The organism is Kitasatospora sp. NPDC056138 (assembly GCF_042264695.1).
Classification (GTDB): domain Bacteria; phylum Actinomycetota; class Actinomycetes; order Streptomycetales; family Streptomycetaceae; genus Kitasatospora.
Genome location: NZ_JBHJVK010000116.1, coordinates 1 through 14,331 on the forward strand (window position 1 = coordinate 1; position 14,331 = coordinate 14,331).

The 14,331-nt window shown below is 72.8% G+C and carries 12 protein-coding genes and 3 pseudogenes; 10 read left to right on the forward strand and 5 right to left on the reverse strand.

Going from position 1 to position 14,331, the window contains the following annotated elements; all coding sequences use genetic code 11:
• Positions 1 to 139 precede the first annotated feature (139 nt).
• A complete protein-coding gene (locus ACFC1R_RS37010) occupies positions 140 to 2,929 on the forward strand; it encodes a penicillin acylase family protein (protein WP_375946123.1) in 2,790 nt (929 codons plus the stop codon).
• A gap of 116 nt (positions 2,930 to 3,045) precedes the next feature.
• On the opposite strand, the gene ACFC1R_RS37015 is transcribed toward ACFC1R_RS37010, so the two are convergent.
• Positions 3,046 to 4,197, reverse strand: a complete 1,152-nt coding sequence (locus tag ACFC1R_RS37015) for a sensor histidine kinase (RefSeq protein ID WP_375946124.1) — start codon at positions 4,195 to 4,197, stop codon at positions 3,046 to 3,048.
• Positions 4,194 to 4,982: a response regulator transcription factor gene (locus ACFC1R_RS37020; protein WP_375946133.1), complete on the reverse strand. Its 789-nt coding sequence runs from the start codon at positions 4,980 to 4,982 to the stop codon at positions 4,194 to 4,196. The genes ACFC1R_RS37015 and ACFC1R_RS37020 overlap by 4 nt, the downstream gene beginning before the upstream one ends.
• A 311-nt stretch (positions 4,983 to 5,293) precedes the next feature.
• On the opposite strand from ACFC1R_RS37020, the pseudogene ACFC1R_RS37025 reads away from it, so the two are divergent.
• The 3 genes and pseudogenes from ACFC1R_RS37025 to ACFC1R_RS37035 form a co-directional block, all read left to right on the forward strand.
• A pseudogene (locus ACFC1R_RS37025) lies at positions 5,294 to 5,989 on the forward strand (glycosyltransferase family 2 protein); the annotation flags it as partial.
• Positions 5,963 to 6,676, forward strand: coding sequence for a DUF2064 domain-containing protein (locus tag ACFC1R_RS37030; protein WP_375946134.1), 714 nt, complete (start codon positions 5,963 to 5,965; stop codon positions 6,674 to 6,676). The pseudogene ACFC1R_RS37025 and the gene ACFC1R_RS37030, both read left to right, overlap by 27 nt.
• Positions 6,673 to 7,392, forward strand: coding sequence for a methyltransferase domain-containing protein (locus ACFC1R_RS37035; RefSeq protein WP_375946125.1), 720 nt, complete (start codon positions 6,673 to 6,675; stop codon positions 7,390 to 7,392). Before ACFC1R_RS37030 ends, ACFC1R_RS37035 begins: the two co-directional genes overlap by 4 nt.
• Before the next feature lie 97 nt (positions 7,393 to 7,489).
• Here the strand turns inward: ACFC1R_RS37035 and ACFC1R_RS37040 are convergent, their stop codons facing one another.
• The gene (locus ACFC1R_RS37040; protein ID WP_375946126.1) at positions 7,490 to 7,816 is read right to left on the reverse strand and encodes a hypothetical protein; all 327 of its coding nucleotides are present in this window, start codon (positions 7,814 to 7,816) and stop codon (positions 7,490 to 7,492) included.
• A gap of 117 nt (positions 7,817 to 7,933) precedes the next feature.
• On the opposite strand from ACFC1R_RS37040, the gene ACFC1R_RS37045 reads away from it, so the two are divergent.
• The 6 genes from ACFC1R_RS37045 to ACFC1R_RS37070 are packed head-to-tail and all read left to right on the forward strand — an operon-like array spanning position 7,934 to position 12,155.
• Positions 7,934 to 8,722, forward strand: coding sequence for a GPR1/FUN34/YaaH family transporter (locus tag ACFC1R_RS37045; RefSeq protein WP_375946127.1), 789 nt, complete (start codon positions 7,934 to 7,936; stop codon positions 8,720 to 8,722).
• Positions 8,656 to 9,396 (forward strand): BTAD domain-containing putative transcriptional regulator, encoded by a 741-nt coding sequence (locus ACFC1R_RS37050; protein WP_375946128.1) that lies wholly within the window; start codon positions 8,656 to 8,658, stop codon positions 9,394 to 9,396. The genes ACFC1R_RS37045 and ACFC1R_RS37050 overlap by 67 nt, the downstream gene beginning before the upstream one ends.
• Positions 9,397 to 9,435: 39 nt before the next feature.
• A complete protein-coding gene (locus tag ACFC1R_RS37055) occupies positions 9,436 to 10,167 on the forward strand; it encodes a hypothetical protein (RefSeq protein ID WP_375946129.1) in 732 nt (243 codons plus the stop codon).
• The gene (locus tag ACFC1R_RS37060; protein WP_375946130.1) at positions 10,167 to 11,588 is read left to right on the forward strand and encodes an alkaline phosphatase family protein; all 1,422 of its coding nucleotides are present in this window, start codon (positions 10,167 to 10,169) and stop codon (positions 11,586 to 11,588) included. The genes ACFC1R_RS37055 and ACFC1R_RS37060 overlap by 1 nt, the downstream gene beginning before the upstream one ends.
• Before the next feature lie 43 nt (positions 11,589 to 11,631).
• Positions 11,632 to 11,787 carry a hypothetical protein gene (locus tag ACFC1R_RS37065; RefSeq protein WP_375946131.1) on the forward strand — a complete coding sequence of 52 codons (156 nt, stop codon included), beginning with the start codon at positions 11,632 to 11,634 and terminating at the stop codon, positions 11,785 to 11,787.
• Positions 11,784 to 12,155, forward strand: a complete 372-nt coding sequence (locus ACFC1R_RS37070) for a fic family toxin-antitoxin system, toxin component (RefSeq protein ID WP_375946132.1) — start codon at positions 11,784 to 11,786, stop codon at positions 12,153 to 12,155. Before ACFC1R_RS37065 ends, ACFC1R_RS37070 begins: the two co-directional genes overlap by 4 nt.
• Before the next feature lie 510 nt (positions 12,156 to 12,665).
• Here the strand turns inward: ACFC1R_RS37070 and ACFC1R_RS37075 are convergent.
• Both ACFC1R_RS37075 and ACFC1R_RS37080 read right to left on the reverse strand, forming a co-directional pair.
• Positions 12,666 to 12,924: pseudogene (locus ACFC1R_RS37075) on the reverse strand (ADP-ribosylglycohydrolase family protein); the annotation flags it as partial.
• A 369-nt stretch (positions 12,925 to 13,293) separates the two neighbouring features.
• A pseudogene (locus ACFC1R_RS37080) lies at positions 13,294 to 14,235 on the reverse strand (IS701 family transposase); the annotation flags it as partial.
• Positions 14,236 to 14,331: the final 96 nt, after the last annotated feature.

Below are 14,331 nucleotides of genomic sequence, written 5' to 3' on the forward strand. Positions count from 1 at the left end.
GTCCCGGGGCGCGCGGGCGGAGGCGCCGGCGCAGCCGCCGATGCGTCCTGGCAGAGACAACAGGCCGCACGGAGTCTAGGCAACCGACCGGTAACCGACCTACCGTCAACTCCCCGTACCTCAACGGAGGAGCTGGCACATGCACCGACGCATCCGCGCGCTCAGACTCCAGGCGGCCGGCCTCACGGCAGCGCTTCTCGCGGCCTTCACCCTGGCCGCTGTCCCCGCCCCCAAGCCCACCCCTGCCGTGGCGGGCGACCTCTGCGGGGGTCGCTGTCTGGACATCCTGCCGCCGGGCGAGAACGGCAACGCGACGCTGGCCGACATCCTCGGCAACCGGGTCTTCGGCACCCGCCCCGCCCACACCGACGACCAGCTGGCCCCGTACGCGAACCTGGCGGCCGCCTACCCCGGGCTGACCGACGCCTCGCTGCGCAGCTTCTTCAACGACTCCTCGTTCGGCGTCCCCGCCGACCAGGTGGCGTCCACCAGTTCGCCCCGCTCCGACGTCACCATCGTCCGCGACAAGGCGACCGGGGTGCCGCACGTCACCGGCACCACCCGCTACGGCACCGAGTTCGGCGCGGGCTACGCCGCCGCGCAGGACCGGCTCTGGGTGATGGACCTCTTCCGGCACGTCGGCCGCGGCCAGCTCTCCGGCTTCGCGGGCGGCGCCGCGGCCAACCGGCAGCTGGAGCAGAGCTTCTGGCAGGCCGCCCCCTACACCGAGCAGGAACTCCAGCAGCAGATCGACGCCATCGCCTCCCAGGGCCCCCGGGCGCAGCAGGCACTCACCGACGCACACGCGTACCTCGACGGGATCAACCAGTACATCAACGAGTCCTACCAGGGGCGCTACTTCCCGGGCGAGTACGACCTGACGGGCCACGTCGACCCGATCACCAACGCGGGCGGGATCGAGCCCTTCAAGCTGACCGACCTGGTCGCGCTGGCCGCCGTGATCGGCGCGCTGTTCGGCTCCGGCGGCGGCGGTGAACTGGCGTCCGCCCAGGTCAAGGCGGCGGCGGAGGCCCAGTACGGCAGGTCCGCCGGGGACGCGGTGTGGAGCTCGCTGCGCGAGGCGGACGACCCCGAGGCCGTCCAGACCCTGCACGACGGCCAGCGCTTCCCGTACGCGCAGCCGCCGGCCGACCCGCAGGGCGTGGCGATGCCCGACGCCGGTTCCGTGGTCCCGGAGCAGCTGATCTACAACGCCACCGGTTCGGCCACGCAGAGCACCACCAAGGCCCCCGGTGTGCTGCCGGGCAACCTGCTCACGGCGAAGCACGGGATGTCCAACGCCCTCGTGGTGTCCGGGCGCTACACCGACGACGGGCACCCCGTCGCGGTCTTCGGCCCGCAGACCGGCTACTTCGCACCGCAGTTGCTGATGCTGGAGGAGCTGCAGGGACCGGGTATCAGCGCGCGCGGTGCGGCCTTCGCCGGACTGAGCTTCTACGTCGAACTCGGACGCGGCCAGGACTACGCCTGGAGCGCCACCTCGGCCGGCCAGGACATCACCGACACCTACGCCGTGCCGCTCTGCACCACCGACGGCTCACCCGTCACGCTGGCCAGCAACTCCTACCTCTGGCACGGCCGCTGCCTGCCGCTGGAGCGCCTGGAGCAGCAGGACGCGTGGGCCCCCACCACCGCCGACTCCACCCCGAAGGGCTCCTACTCGCTGGTGATGTACCGCTCCAACTACGGCCTGGTGACCGCGCGCGGCACGGTCGGCGGCGCACCGGTCGCCTTCACCTCGCTGCGCTCCACCTACCGCCACGAGGTGGACTCCATCATCGGCTTCCAGATGCTCAACGACCCGGGCGTGGTGCACGATCCGGCGAGTTTCCAACAGGCCGCGCAGAACATCGACTACACCTTCAACTGGTTCTACGCCGACTCCCGCGACACCGCGTACTACAACTCGGGCTCCAACCCGGTGCGGGCCCCCGGGGTCGACCCCGGGCTGCCGGTGAAGGCCGAACCCGCCTACGAGTGGCTCGGCTTCGACCCCGCCACCAACACCGCCCGCTACACCCCGCCCGCCGAGCACCCGCAGTCCGTGGACCAGGACTACTACGTCTCCTGGAACAACAAGCAGGCCACCGACTACGCGACCGCCGGGTTCGGCAACGGCTCGGTGCACCGGGCCAACCTGCTGGACGCCCGGGTGAAGTCCCTGATCGGCAGCGGCCGGAAGGTCACCCGGGTCGCCCTCACCCAGGCGATGGAGAGCGCCGCGCTGACCGACCTGCGAGCGGAGGACGTGCTGCCGGAGCTGCTGCAGGTGATCGGCACCGCACCGGTGACCGACCCCGCGCTGGCCGCCGCCGTACAGAAGCTGACCACCTGGCGGTCCGACGGCGGCCAGCGCCGGGAGACCTCGGCGGGCAGCCACACCTACGCCGACGCGGACGCGATCCGCACCATGGACGCCTGGTGGCCGCTGCTGGCCGACGGGGTGTTCCGGCCGGGGCTCGGGGACGGGCTGTTCGCCGCGCTGACGGGGGCGTTGCAGATCAACGAGTCGCCGTCCGGCGGGCAGACCGGCCCGACCAGTGGCGGGGTGAGCGCCAACGAGTCCATCCCGCACAAGGGTTCGGCCTTCCAGTACGGGTGGTGGAGCTACCTCGACAAGGACCTGCGCGGCGTCCTCGGCGGCCAGGTGTCCGGCCCGCTGGCCCAGCCGTACTGCGGCGGCGGCAGCGTGGCGGCCTGCCGGACGGTCCTGCTCACCACCCTGAAGAGTGCGCTGGCCCAGACCCCGGCACAGGTCTACCCCGGTGACGGCGACTGCTCGGCCGGCGACCAGTGGTGCGCGGACACCATCATCCAGCGCCCGCTCGGCGGGGTGACCGACGCCAAGAGCACCTGGCAGAACCGGCCGACCTACCAGCAGGTGGTGCAGTTCCAGAACCACCGCTGACGGCGGCCCGCTCCCCGGCCGGGGGCGGGGACCCCGCCGGAGCCACCCCCCCCCCCGGGCGGGTGGCCGCCCCCCCGCGCCCCCCCCCCCCCCCCCCGGGGAGGGTTCCCGGCCCCTCAGGACCGGGCGGCGGCGGTCGGCAGGGCGATCTCGAAGCAGCAGCCGCCGTGGACGTTGCGGACGGTCGCCCGGCCCGCGTGGGCCTCCACGATGCCCCGGACGATCGCCAGCCCGAGCCCCGCGCCGCTGTCACCGTGCTCGGTCCGCGAGCCGTCGACGGCGCGCGGGGTACGGGCGGTGACGCCACGCCAGCCGGTGTCGAAGACCCGGGGCAGGTCCTGCTCGGGGATGCCGCCGCAACTGTCAGTGACCGAGAGCACCACCTCGTCGGCCTCACGGCGGGCCGCGACCGCGACGACACCGTCGGCCGGAGTGGCCCGGATGGCGTTGACCAGCAGATTGCCCAGCACCCGGGTGATCTCGCGGCCGTCCACCTCCACCGGCTCGGCCGCCACCTGCCCGCCCTCCAGCCGCACCCCGCGCTGCCGCGCCAGCGGGTACGCGCCCGCGATGGCGTCACCGACCAGGTCGTAGACCGAGACCCGGGCGAGCGAGAGGGTCAGCGCACCGGCCTGGATCCGGGACAGCTCGAAGAGGTCGTCCACCATGCCGGTCAGCCGGTCCACCTCGGTGCGCATCCCGGTCAGGTAGCGGGCCGGGTCCTCGGCGACACCGTCCTCCAGCGCCTCGGCCATCGCGCGCAGCCCGGCGAGCGGGGTGCGCAGGTCGTGCGAGATCCAGGCGATCAGCTCCCGGCGGGAGTGCTCCAACGCCTGCTCGCGTCGGCGGGACTCGGCCAGCCTGGCACTCGTCGCCGCCAACTCGGCGCTCAGCTCCGCCAGTTCGGATCCGAGCGGCTGGGCGGGCGCGGCGAACCCGCTGTCACTGCCGACGGTGCGGGCCGCGCGGGCCAGCGCCCGGCTGCCCGCGACCACCTGGCGACCGAGCAGCGCCGCCGTGACCAGCGAGACCACGGCCGCCATGCACAGCACCGTGATCACCACACCGAGGTCGTGGTCGGACAGGAACATCGCCTGGGCCACCGCCAGCGTCCCGGCGGTCATCGCGAGCACGGTCACCACGGCCACGGAGAACAGCGAGAGCGCGAGCGAGCGCCGGCGCAGCAGGCGCACCACCGGCCAGCCGAGCAGTGCGGAGGCGCCCGCGCCGAGGGCGGCGTAGGCGGCGATCAGCAGCAGGTCCTTCACAGCCGGTCCGCTCCCGCCGTGCGGCCGGCCGACCGTCCCGGCCCAGCCGGGTCGACGGGGTCGGCGAAGGCAGCAGGGCCTGCCGGGGCAGCGGGATCGGCCGGGTCGAAGCGGTACCCGACCCCCCAGACCGTGTTGATCAGGACGGGCACGGCCGGGTCGTCCTCGACCTTCTCGCGCAGGCGGCGGACGTGGACGGTGACGGTGGACAGGTCGCCGAAGTCCCAGCCCCAGACCCGCTGCATCAGCTCCTCCCGGCCGAACGCGGTGCCGGGGTGCCGGACCAGGAAGGCGAGCAGGTCGAACTCGCGCAGGGTGAGGGAGAGTTCGCGGCCGCCCCGGCGGGCCCGGCGGCCCTGCGGGTCGAGCACCAGGTCCCCCGCCGACAGGACCCGGGGCTCGACCGGCGCCGGTGCCGCGGCGGCCCGGGAGCGGCGCAGCACCGACTGGACCCGCAGGGTCAGTTCGCGCGGGCTGAACGGCTTGGTGACGTAGTCGTCCGCACCGAGTTCGAGACCGAGGATGCGGTCGGCCTCGTCGCCCTTGGCGGTGAGCATCACCACCGGCAGCTCGGCCCCGTGGCCGGTCGCGCGCAGCCGGCGGCAGACCTCCAGGCCGTCGATGCCCGGGAGCATCAGGTCGAGCACGATCAGGTCGGGCGGGGCCGCCGCCACGGCGGCCAGCGCCGCGTGGCCGTCGGCGACCCGCTCCACCCGGTGGCCGGCCCGGGTCAGGTAGCCGGCCACGACCTCGGCCACGGTGAGGTCGTCGTCGACCACCAGGATCCGTCCGGGCCGGGGCGCCGCACCGGCCGGCTCGAAAGCGCCCGCGGCCCGCGCCCGACCGTCCTGCGCGGGCATGCCGTGGGTGCCGTGGTCACGACCGGCCTGCGCGTGGGTGCGATCGGCCTGCGCGGGCTTCACCGGCGGCGGCGCGGCGGCGGTTGCGGATGCCGCCGGGGTGGCGGGGTTCTCTGTCACACCTCCGAGGATAGAAAGCCCTGCGTCCGGACCCACCCCCGCCGGGCTGCTCCGTACGACTTCCGTAAGGTCGCCGTGCCACCTCCGCGCGCCTCACGCTGGGTAGCGTGAGGCGGGTGACCACTCCTCCCCCACCGGCCGACCCGGCGACCTCGGCGGCCCCCGTCGACGTGGTGCTGCCCTGCCTGGACGAGGCGGCGGCGCTGCCCTGGGTACTCGGCCGGATCCCGTCCGGCTGGCGCGCGATCGTCGTGGACAACGGCTCGACGGACGGCTCCGCCGAGCTGGCCCGCTCACTGGGCGCCACGGTCGTCCACGAGGCGCGCCGGGGCTTCGGTGCGGCCTGCCACGCCGGTCTGCTGGCGGCCACCGCCGAGCTCGTGTGCTTCCTCGACTGCGACGGCTCGCTCGACCCGGCCCAGCTGCCCCGGGTGACCGAGCCGGTCCTGACCGGTGCCGCCGACCTGGTGCTGGGCCGGCGCCGTCCGACCTCCCTCGGCGCCTGGCCGCTGCACGCCCGGCTGGCCAACGCCGAACTCTCCCGGCGGCTGCGCGCCCGGACCGGCGCCCCGCTGCACGACCTCGGCCCGATGCGGGCGGCCCGGCGCGAACGCCTGCTGGCCCTGGGACTGGGCGACCGCCGGTCCGGCTACCCGCTGGAGACGGTGCTGGCCGCAGCGGCCGCCGGGATGCGGATCGCCGAACGGCCGGTGGAGTACCGGCCGCGCGCGGGCCGTTCGAAGGTCACCGGCACCCTGCGCGGCACCCGCCAGGCGATCCGGGACATGCGGGCAGTCCTGGCGGCGCCGCCGCCGACCCTGCTGGTGATCGCCAAGGAGCCGCTGCCGGGACGGGTCAAGACCCGGCTGACCCCGCCCTGCACGCCCGGGCAGGCCGCTGCCCTCGCGGAGGCCGCACTGTCGGACACCCTGCGAACACTGTCGACCGTCCCGGCGGGACGCCGGCTGCTGGTCCTGGACGGCGCGCCGGGCAGCTGGCTGCCGCCCGGCTGGGAGGTGGTCCCGCAGACGGCGGGCGGCCTGGACCAGCGGCTGGCGGCGGCCTTCGCCCACGCCGCCCCCGACACGCCCGCACTGCTGGTCGGGATGGACACCCCGCAGGTCACCGCACGGATGCTGGCCGAACCGCTGTCGGCCGCGCGCCGCGCCGGGGTGGACGCCTGGTTCGGGCCCGCGGCGGACGGCGGCTTCTGGGCGCTGGGCCTGGCCCGGCCGACGGCCGCGCTGGCCCGCCGGCTGCTGCTCGACGTGCCGATGTCCAGCGAGCGGACCGGGGCGGCACTGCTGGACCGGCTGGACGGCATGACCGTCCACCACCTCCCGGTACTGACCGACGTGGACAGCGCCCGGGACGCCGCCGAGGTCGCCGCACTCGCACCCACCGGGCAGTTCGCCCGCCGCTGGCGGTCCGTCGCGGGCGAGCACACCGCACCGGTCCGGGGCGGGTCGTCCGGGCGGCCCGGGGCGGCGGGCCGATGACCGGTACGCGGCCCTGGATCGACGACCCGTTCGCCGAGGCGATCCGGGCCGGACGGGGCCCGCTGTGGCTGCGCCGCTCGGACGGCGGGCGGATCCGGCTGGAGGTCGAGCGCTGGTGCGCACCCGCCGCCGGGGCCGACCACGACCTGTTGCGGCGCTGTGTCGGCCTCGGCACCCCGGTCCTCGACCTGGGCTGCGGCCCCGGCCGGCTGGTCGCGGAACTGCTGGCGCTCGGCGTGCCCGCGATGGGGGTGGACGTGACGCTGGCGGCCGTCGACCGCACGCACGGTCTCGGCGGTCCGGCGCTCTGCCGCTCGGTGTTCGACCGGCTGCCCGCCGAGGGCCGCTGGGGCACGGTGCTGCTCGCCGACGGCAATCTCGGCATCGGCGGCGATCCGGACGCCCTGCTCCACCGGGTCTCGCAACTCCTGGCCCCCGGAGGCCGGTTGCTGGTCGAGGTGGAGCCGACACCGGTGGACGAGCAGGTCACCGTCCGGGTGGAGGGACCCGCCGGCCGGTACGGCCCGCCCTTCCCCTGGGCCCGCCTGGGCGCCGAGGCCACCGCCCAGCGGGCGGCCCGCACCGGCCTGACCGAGCAGGAGCGCTGGACCTCCCACGGACGCTGCTTCCTGACGCTCGCCCGCGACGGCGGGCGCGACAGCGACGGCGCCCGTGCCCGCGAGCACGGGCGCGGCCCTGGGTACGGGATGCGATGACGGCCCGGCGGACAGCCGTCGGCCATCTGCTGACGCTTCGTCAACTCGGTAACTTCGCCACGTAGTTGACAGCCACGCCGGAGGCGGGGCGGGCGCGCTACTTCTTGGTCTGGTACGAGACGCTGCGCGCCTTCACCGCGGAGGGACACTCGGCCTTGTTGTACTCCCACCGCCATCCGCTGGTGGCCGAACTCCCGTCCGCACAGTGCACGGTGGTCCTGACGTAGACACCCATCCCGTCGCACTTCGCATGGCCACGGCCGGCTCCGGCGGGACCTGCGCTGTCGAGCCAGGTGATGCAGCCCGCGAGCCGGGTGCCGGTCGTTCCGGCGGCGTGCGGCGCGGCGACGGCGGAGAGGGCCGGGACGACGGCGAGCACCAGCGCCGCAGTCGCCGTACCGAGGATCTTGTCGAGGCTGGGCATGACGCGTTCTCCTTCCGGTGGAACGGACCGGCACCGCCCGTCCGGCGACGTCGGCACTTCCTGTCATGTCCACATGCTGGCCCGCCCCGTCCGGCGCGGCACTCACTCCACGGCAGAATGGCGGGTTCTCCCCCGCCCGGCGACCGAAACGAAGACCGTCCCCCAGCAGCCGGAGTCCCACGGTCAACACCCTTGCCGCCAGACCGACTTCACCCGGGCGCGGCGCCATCCCCCGTCCCCGGACCGCCCTTCCCCCGAGCACCACTTCAACGGGCCCGCGCCGCACGGGCGTCACCTCGGGAACAGACGGCGCCTGAACTCCGTCCGCCGCCGCGTGTCCCCGTTCACCCGGACCGCACCACCGCGACCCGTACCAACGGCGCCGTCCTCGGCGTCTTCGTCACCCTGACCCCGACCTTCCTGTTCCCGACCATCGGCGCGTTCACACAGTCGACGACCCGGACCAGGATCGGTGACCGGGTCGGTCCGGTGACGGCGCTGGGCGCCTGGTGCGCCTCCTTCGCCATGGTCACCGACAACACCCGGAAGCGGACGGTGCTGCCGGTCCGACCACTGGACCGAACCCTCCGGCGACCCCGCACCGGGGCCCGTCCGTCCCGGTGCCGTCCGGCCCGCACCGCGACCGGATCCGGCAACTCGACACGGCTGCACGGACGGCGGAGGATGGCTAGTGGACATGGCGCGACTGGGCCGCCGTGTATCCGGATGGCGAGGTCTCGCCCATGGACCGTGGACGTGGGGGTGCCCAAGGCGCCGCCCAGGTGCAAGTGCCGGCCTCCGCGACTGCGGGACGGGCGCTCGGGTGCGCGTGGTCACCCGTGCACATCGACTTACTCGGCGGTTTCGCCCTGCGGGTCGGTGAGGAGCCCGTCAGCGTTCCGGTGAGTTCCGAACGCGTACTGGCGTTCGTCACGCTCGGCTGCTGCCGGTCCGCCGTCCCGAGGTGCCTGATCGCCGGGACGCTCTGGCCGGACGCGGCCGAGCACTGCGCGTTCGCCAACCTGAGGGCCGCACTCTCCCGTCTGGGCGGCACCGGCAGGCGGGCGCTGGAGATCGGACCGGCCGAGCTGCGGCTGGCGGCGGACACCAGCGTGGACCTCCTCCAGGCCCGTACCCTCGCCCACCGGCTGCTGGACCGCAACGCGCCGGCCGGCGCCTGCGACCTCGACCTGGCGGCCGTCGCCGACCTCTCCGCCGACCTGCTGCCCGGCTGGTACGACGACTGGCTGCTGCCCAGGGCGGAGGAGTGGCGCCAGCTGCGGCTGCACGCCCTGGAGATCCTCGCCGAGCGGTTCATCGACGCCCGGCGGCACGGCGAGGCGGTCGCCGCCGCCCGTGCGGCGGTCCACGCCGACCCGCTGCGGGAGAGCAGCCAGGCCTGCCTGATCCGGGCGCACCTGGCCGAGGGCAACCCGTCCGAGGCCATCCGGAACCTGCGGCACTACGAACAGCTCCTGCACCGGGAGCTGGGCCTCCACCCGACGCCGCGGCTGCACCGGCTGGTGGCCCGGGCGGTCGCGCCGGCGTCACACGGCCGTCACGCGGGCCGCGCAGAGTGAGAGCGGAGCGAAACCGTCCTGCGCACGGCTGGAGGAGCGATGCCGAACTTCAGGATCGAAGTGACCAACGAGAGCCGTACCCTCACCGACGCCGAGGTGGAGGCGGTGGTCCCGGCGCTGCAGATCCAGGTCAGCCGGGACTTCGCGCCCGTGTGGGGCGTCGACGCCGAGCTGTCGTACGTCGCGCCGAAGGCGCTCTCCCCCCAGGCGTGGTGGCTCGTGGTGCTGGACAACTCCGACCAGGCCGGTGCCCTCGGCTACCACGACGTGACCTCGAACTTCCTGCCGCTCGGGAAGGTGTTCGCGGGCACCGACAAGCAGTACGGCCAGCAGTGGACGGTGACGGCCAGTCACGAGCTCATCGAGATGCTCGGCGACCCCGAGATCAACCGGGTGGTCTTCGACCAGCCGACCGCCACCACGGGCAAGCTGTACGCCCTTGAGCTGTGCGACACGTGCGAGGCCGAGACCTACGCGTACAAGGTCGACGGAACCACGCTGGTCAGCGACTTCGTCCACCCCGCGTGGTTCCAGCCGACCCGCACGGCCGCCGACGCCCAGTTCGACCACGGCGGCCACATCAAGAGCCCCCTCGAACTCCTGCCCGGCGGCTACATCGGAGTCTTCGACGTCGCGGCCGGCACCGGGTGGACCCAGATGACCGCCGGCGACATCACCGCCGCCTACGCCATCCGGCCGCACGTCGGCAGCCGTCGTGAACGGCGCCGCACACCCCGCGACCAGTGGCTGCCGAGCGACCGGACCACCTGATGTCCACCACCGACCGGCTCTCGGCCGTCGAGCACGTCGTGATGCTGATGCTGGAGAACCGCTCGTTCGACCACCTGCTCGGATTCCTCTACACCGACCAGGGCAACGTCTCCCCCGCCGGGCAGCACTTCGACGGGCTGACCGGCCGGGAGTCCAATCCTGACGAGAACGGGAAGACCGTCACGGTCCGCCGGATCGAGGCCACCGACCCGCACCCCTACTTCATGCCCGGCGCGAACCCGGGCGAAGGCTACCGCCCCACCAACGCCCAGCTCTTCGGGACCCTCGACCCGCCGTCGCCACCGGTGGCAACCATGCAGGGATTCGTGACGAACTTCGCCGACACCCTGGTCCTCCGGGCCCACCAGCCCCACCCGGTCATCCTCCCGGGCACCGTCGCCGACGACATCATGGCCTGCTTCACCCCCGACACGCTGCCAGTCCTGTCCACCCTGGCCCGCGGCTACGCGGTGTGCGACCGCTGGTTCAGCTCGGCACCGACCGAGACCCTGCCGAACCGGTCGTTCGCCTGCGCCGCCACCAGCCAGGGGCACATGGACGACCACACCCACACCTTCACCTGCCCCAGCATCTTCGGCCGGCTCAGCGACCACGGGGTGGCCTGGAAGGTGTACGGCTACAACAACCCGCCGCTGACCAGCGGCAACTTCCCCGACATCCACAGTGCGTCGACCGACCACTTCGGCCTGTTCCCCGACTTCCAGGCAGCCGCCAAGGCCGGCACCCTACCCGCCTTCACGTTCCTGGAGCCCAGCTGGCAGTCCACCGGCAACAGCGAGCACCCCGTCGGTGACGTGGCCCTGGGAGAACAACTGATCAAGGAGGTCTACCGGACCCTGCACGCCGGCCCGGGCTGGAACCAGACCCTGTTCGTGATCACCTACGACGAACACGGCGGGTGCTACGACCACGTCCCGCCGCCGACGTCGAGCATGCCTCCGGGGGACGGCACCACCGGCGAGTTCGGCTTCGGCTTCAACCGCTTCGGTGTACGGGTCCCGACCGTGCTCGTCTCCCCGCTGATCGCCCCCGGCACCGTCTTCCGGGCACCCGACGACGCGGCTCCACTGGACCACACCAGCATCCTGCGCACCCTCGAACGGCGCTGGTCGCTGCCGTCGCTCACCGCCCGCGACGCCGCCGCCGCCGACGTCGGACCGGCGCTCACCCTCGGCACGCCGCGCACCGACGACGTCCTCGCGGCGGTCACCGCTCCGTCCTCGGCAGCGGTCAACCCCGCCGCGGGCGAGGTCTCCCACCTCCAGCGGGTGTACGCCGACCTCGTCGCCCGTCAACTCATCCCGGGCCAGGAGACCGGGCCCGAACTGTCCCTGCCCGAGAAGTCCACCCCGCAGGCGTACGCCGACTTCATCCAGGCCCACGTCCCGGTACACCCGTAGGGCGAGCTCGGACCGGCCTGCTATCAGGTGATAGCGTGCGGGTGTGGTGAAGGTCGGGGTGAGCCTCCGGGCGGCCGGGAAGGTCGGCGCCTTCCTGAACGGCACGTTCCTGGACGGCATGGTCCTGAACAACACGTTCCTGGACGGCACGCAGCACGAGTCGGGGGGCCTGTTGGACGGGATCGAGGGCGCGGCGTGATCCTGCACGTCGACCTGGCCTGGATCCTGGAGGTCGCCGAGCGGGCGGTGCCGGGCGACCCGGCACCGATCGACTACGGGGTGGCCATCGCCGCCGTCGAACGCCACCGTGCCGTCGTCACCGGACAGGACGTCTACGACGGCCCCGTCGCCCGCGCCGCCGCCCTGACCCACACACTGGGCCGACTCCCCTGGCTGGAGCACTCGAACCTGCGGGTGGCCGTCGCCGTCGCACACGGGTACCTGACGGCCAGCGGCGTACAGGTCAGGATCGACCAGGAACGCGTCACCGCCCTGGCCACCGCGCTCACCCGGCCCCGTGCCACCGTCGCCGACATCGCAGCCGTCCTGAGGACCTGGCGGACCTGACGACCTGACGGCCGGGCAGAACCGTCGGACCCGTCGGCCCCGGATACCCGTCGCACCTGACAACCGGTCGGCAGGCACCGGCAGTCCGGGCTCCGGCAACTGGGGGTGCCGGTAAGAACGCTGTCACCAGCCGCAACCGGCGGTGATCAGTCCTCTGACCTGGTGGGTTGGGGCAGTTCCGGCGTGCTCGTCGCCTCAGCGAGTGCGAGGCGACCACCCTTCGGTGAGTGCATGGATCTGCCGGTCGAGCAACTGTCCCTTGGTGGACACGCGTGCGTACCCCACGAGGCTGCCGGTCCGTACGGCCGGAACGGGAGCGAGGAGATCGGCGGCGTCGTCATCCTGGGGTGGCTGCACCTGCCAGATCGTACAGAAAAGGGTGCCCCTCAAGTTCTTGAGCACATCGACTTTCTGACACCGTTTTATGAGCATGATCCGGCGTCGATCCGGTCACGCGCCGCCACTTATCGATCTTGCTCATCAATCGGTCGGTTGATGAGCAAGACCGGTTCAGCCTTCGAGGGGGTGTGCAAGGTGGAGCAGATCTGCCAGGTACAGCACCCGTCCGTCGTCCTGGGAGGGGTACGTGGAACGGCTGGGTCAAGTGGCGGGGATTGCATCCAGCCCGTGTTCGCCCCGCGAGGCCTCCGGTCACCGCGGCGACGGTGTCCGTGTCACCCCCGAGATCGATCGCCGTGCGTATCGCGTCTCCGAAGCTGGTAGTGGTGCGCAGGGCCCAGACGGCGGAGCGCAGGCAGGCCCAGACGGCCACCGTGGCAACGGCAGGCTCACTTGATCAGGTGACGCTTTCCCTCCGCCTCCTGCCGCAAGTCCCAGCCCGCCGGACACTGTGCCATTACCTACGGTCACCTCATGCCGTGGGCCGCCTGAACTGCCGGGCGGCAGGACGCACATGCATGCGTTTCAGCGTGGTACGCCGCTCGGCAGGACATCGGGCGGCTACGGCTGGCCAGCGGCTCCACCCGCGGCCGGCCCTTTCCAACCCGGCTTCGAAGATCGCCTCTCGAAGCAGGCGGCCCGGATCTCAACTCCCATGCCGGGATGGCGACCTGGCGCAACCTGGCCATCAGTGCCCGCCGCCTGACCGGCAAGATACTCCAGCCGTAGATGTGGATCTTTATAGCTGAAGGGCGGCTTGACGGCGGTAGTGGCTGAGGCGGGCGCGAGCCTGGTGGCGTCGGCGCCAGGTAGACCAGCGCCATCGGTGTGCGAGGTCGTGGACAGGCCGAACGAGCAGGGCAGTGAACAGGCGCTGGATCTCGTTGCAGGTGAGCGGGATCAGCCCATCCGGGCTGGTCCCGTCGTCGGCTGGGACATAGTCGCGGCGTTCAAGGGCGGCAGCGACCGCGAGGAAGGCGTGGGCGAGCATGGCCAGGGTGACCCAGCGGTGCCAGGAGCCCCAGCGGCGGACCTGGTGCTCGTCCAGTCCGGCCAGGGTCTTCGAGCTCTGGAACATCTCCTCCACCGTCCAGCGGCTGCCCGCGACCTTCACCATGATGGACAGTGGCACTGGGTGGGGTGCATAGCAGCGGTAGTAGGCGAGTTCGCCGGTGCGGCGGTTACGGCGGACGAGTAGGTGCTGATGGCCTTCCAGGCTAGATGCGGTGATGACGACCTGGGCCCAGTCGTAGCAGCGGTGGCCCTTCGCACCTGCCCCGGCAGACAGCTTCTGCCAGGCTCGGCGCGGGATGCGCTTGGCCAGGTGGTCGGCGCGCTGGGGTCCAGCCGGGGTGGGCAGGCGGTGAGAGCTGGAGACTGCGAGCACGTAGCCGAGCCGCCGCCTTTCCAGGGCAGCGCGCAGGTGCGGGTTGTCGCCGTAGACCTCGTCGCCGGTCGCCCAGGCAACCGGAGCTCCCGCGTCCAGGGCACGTTCGATCATCTCCCGGGCGAGTTGCGGCTTGGTGGCGAAGCCTACGTCGGCCGGGACTGCGGCCTGCCGGCATCGTTGCGGGTCGTTTGTCCAGGACTTGGGCAGGTACAACGCGCGGTCGATGGCGGCGTGGCCGTGCCGGGAGGCGTAGGTGAGGTAGACGGCGACCTGGGTGTTCTCGATCCGTCCAGGGGCTTGTAGCTGAATAACTGTCAGGTTTGATCTTCCTGGTGGTTCTCGTCGGGCAAGCGAACTCGAAGCTGTTCGAGGGTCCGGGCGGGCGAT

Excerpts from the sequence above, each read along its gene's own strand:
- ACFC1R_RS37010 (WP_375946123.1), top strand. The coding sequence starts at position 140 with ATGCACCGACGCATCCGCGCGCTCAGACTCCAGGCGGCCGGCCTCACG.
- ACFC1R_RS37030 (WP_375946134.1), top strand. The coding sequence starts at position 5,963 with ATGCGGGCAGTCCTGGCGGCGCCGCCGCCGACCCTGCTGGTGATCGCC.
- ACFC1R_RS37035 (WP_375946125.1), top strand. The coding sequence starts at position 6,673 with ATGACCGGTACGCGGCCCTGGATCGACGACCCGTTCGCCGAGGCGATC.
- ACFC1R_RS37040 (WP_375946126.1), bottom strand. The coding sequence starts at position 7,816 with ATGCCCAGCCTCGACAAGATCCTCGGTACGGCGACTGCGGCGCTGGTG.
- ACFC1R_RS37045 (WP_375946127.1), top strand. The coding sequence starts at position 7,934 with ATGGCGGGTTCTCCCCCGCCCGGCGACCGAAACGAAGACCGTCCCCCA.
- ACFC1R_RS37055 (WP_375946129.1), top strand. The coding sequence starts at position 9,436 with ATGCCGAACTTCAGGATCGAAGTGACCAACGAGAGCCGTACCCTCACC.
- ACFC1R_RS37060 (WP_375946130.1), top strand. The coding sequence starts at position 10,167 with ATGTCCACCACCGACCGGCTCTCGGCCGTCGAGCACGTCGTGATGCTG.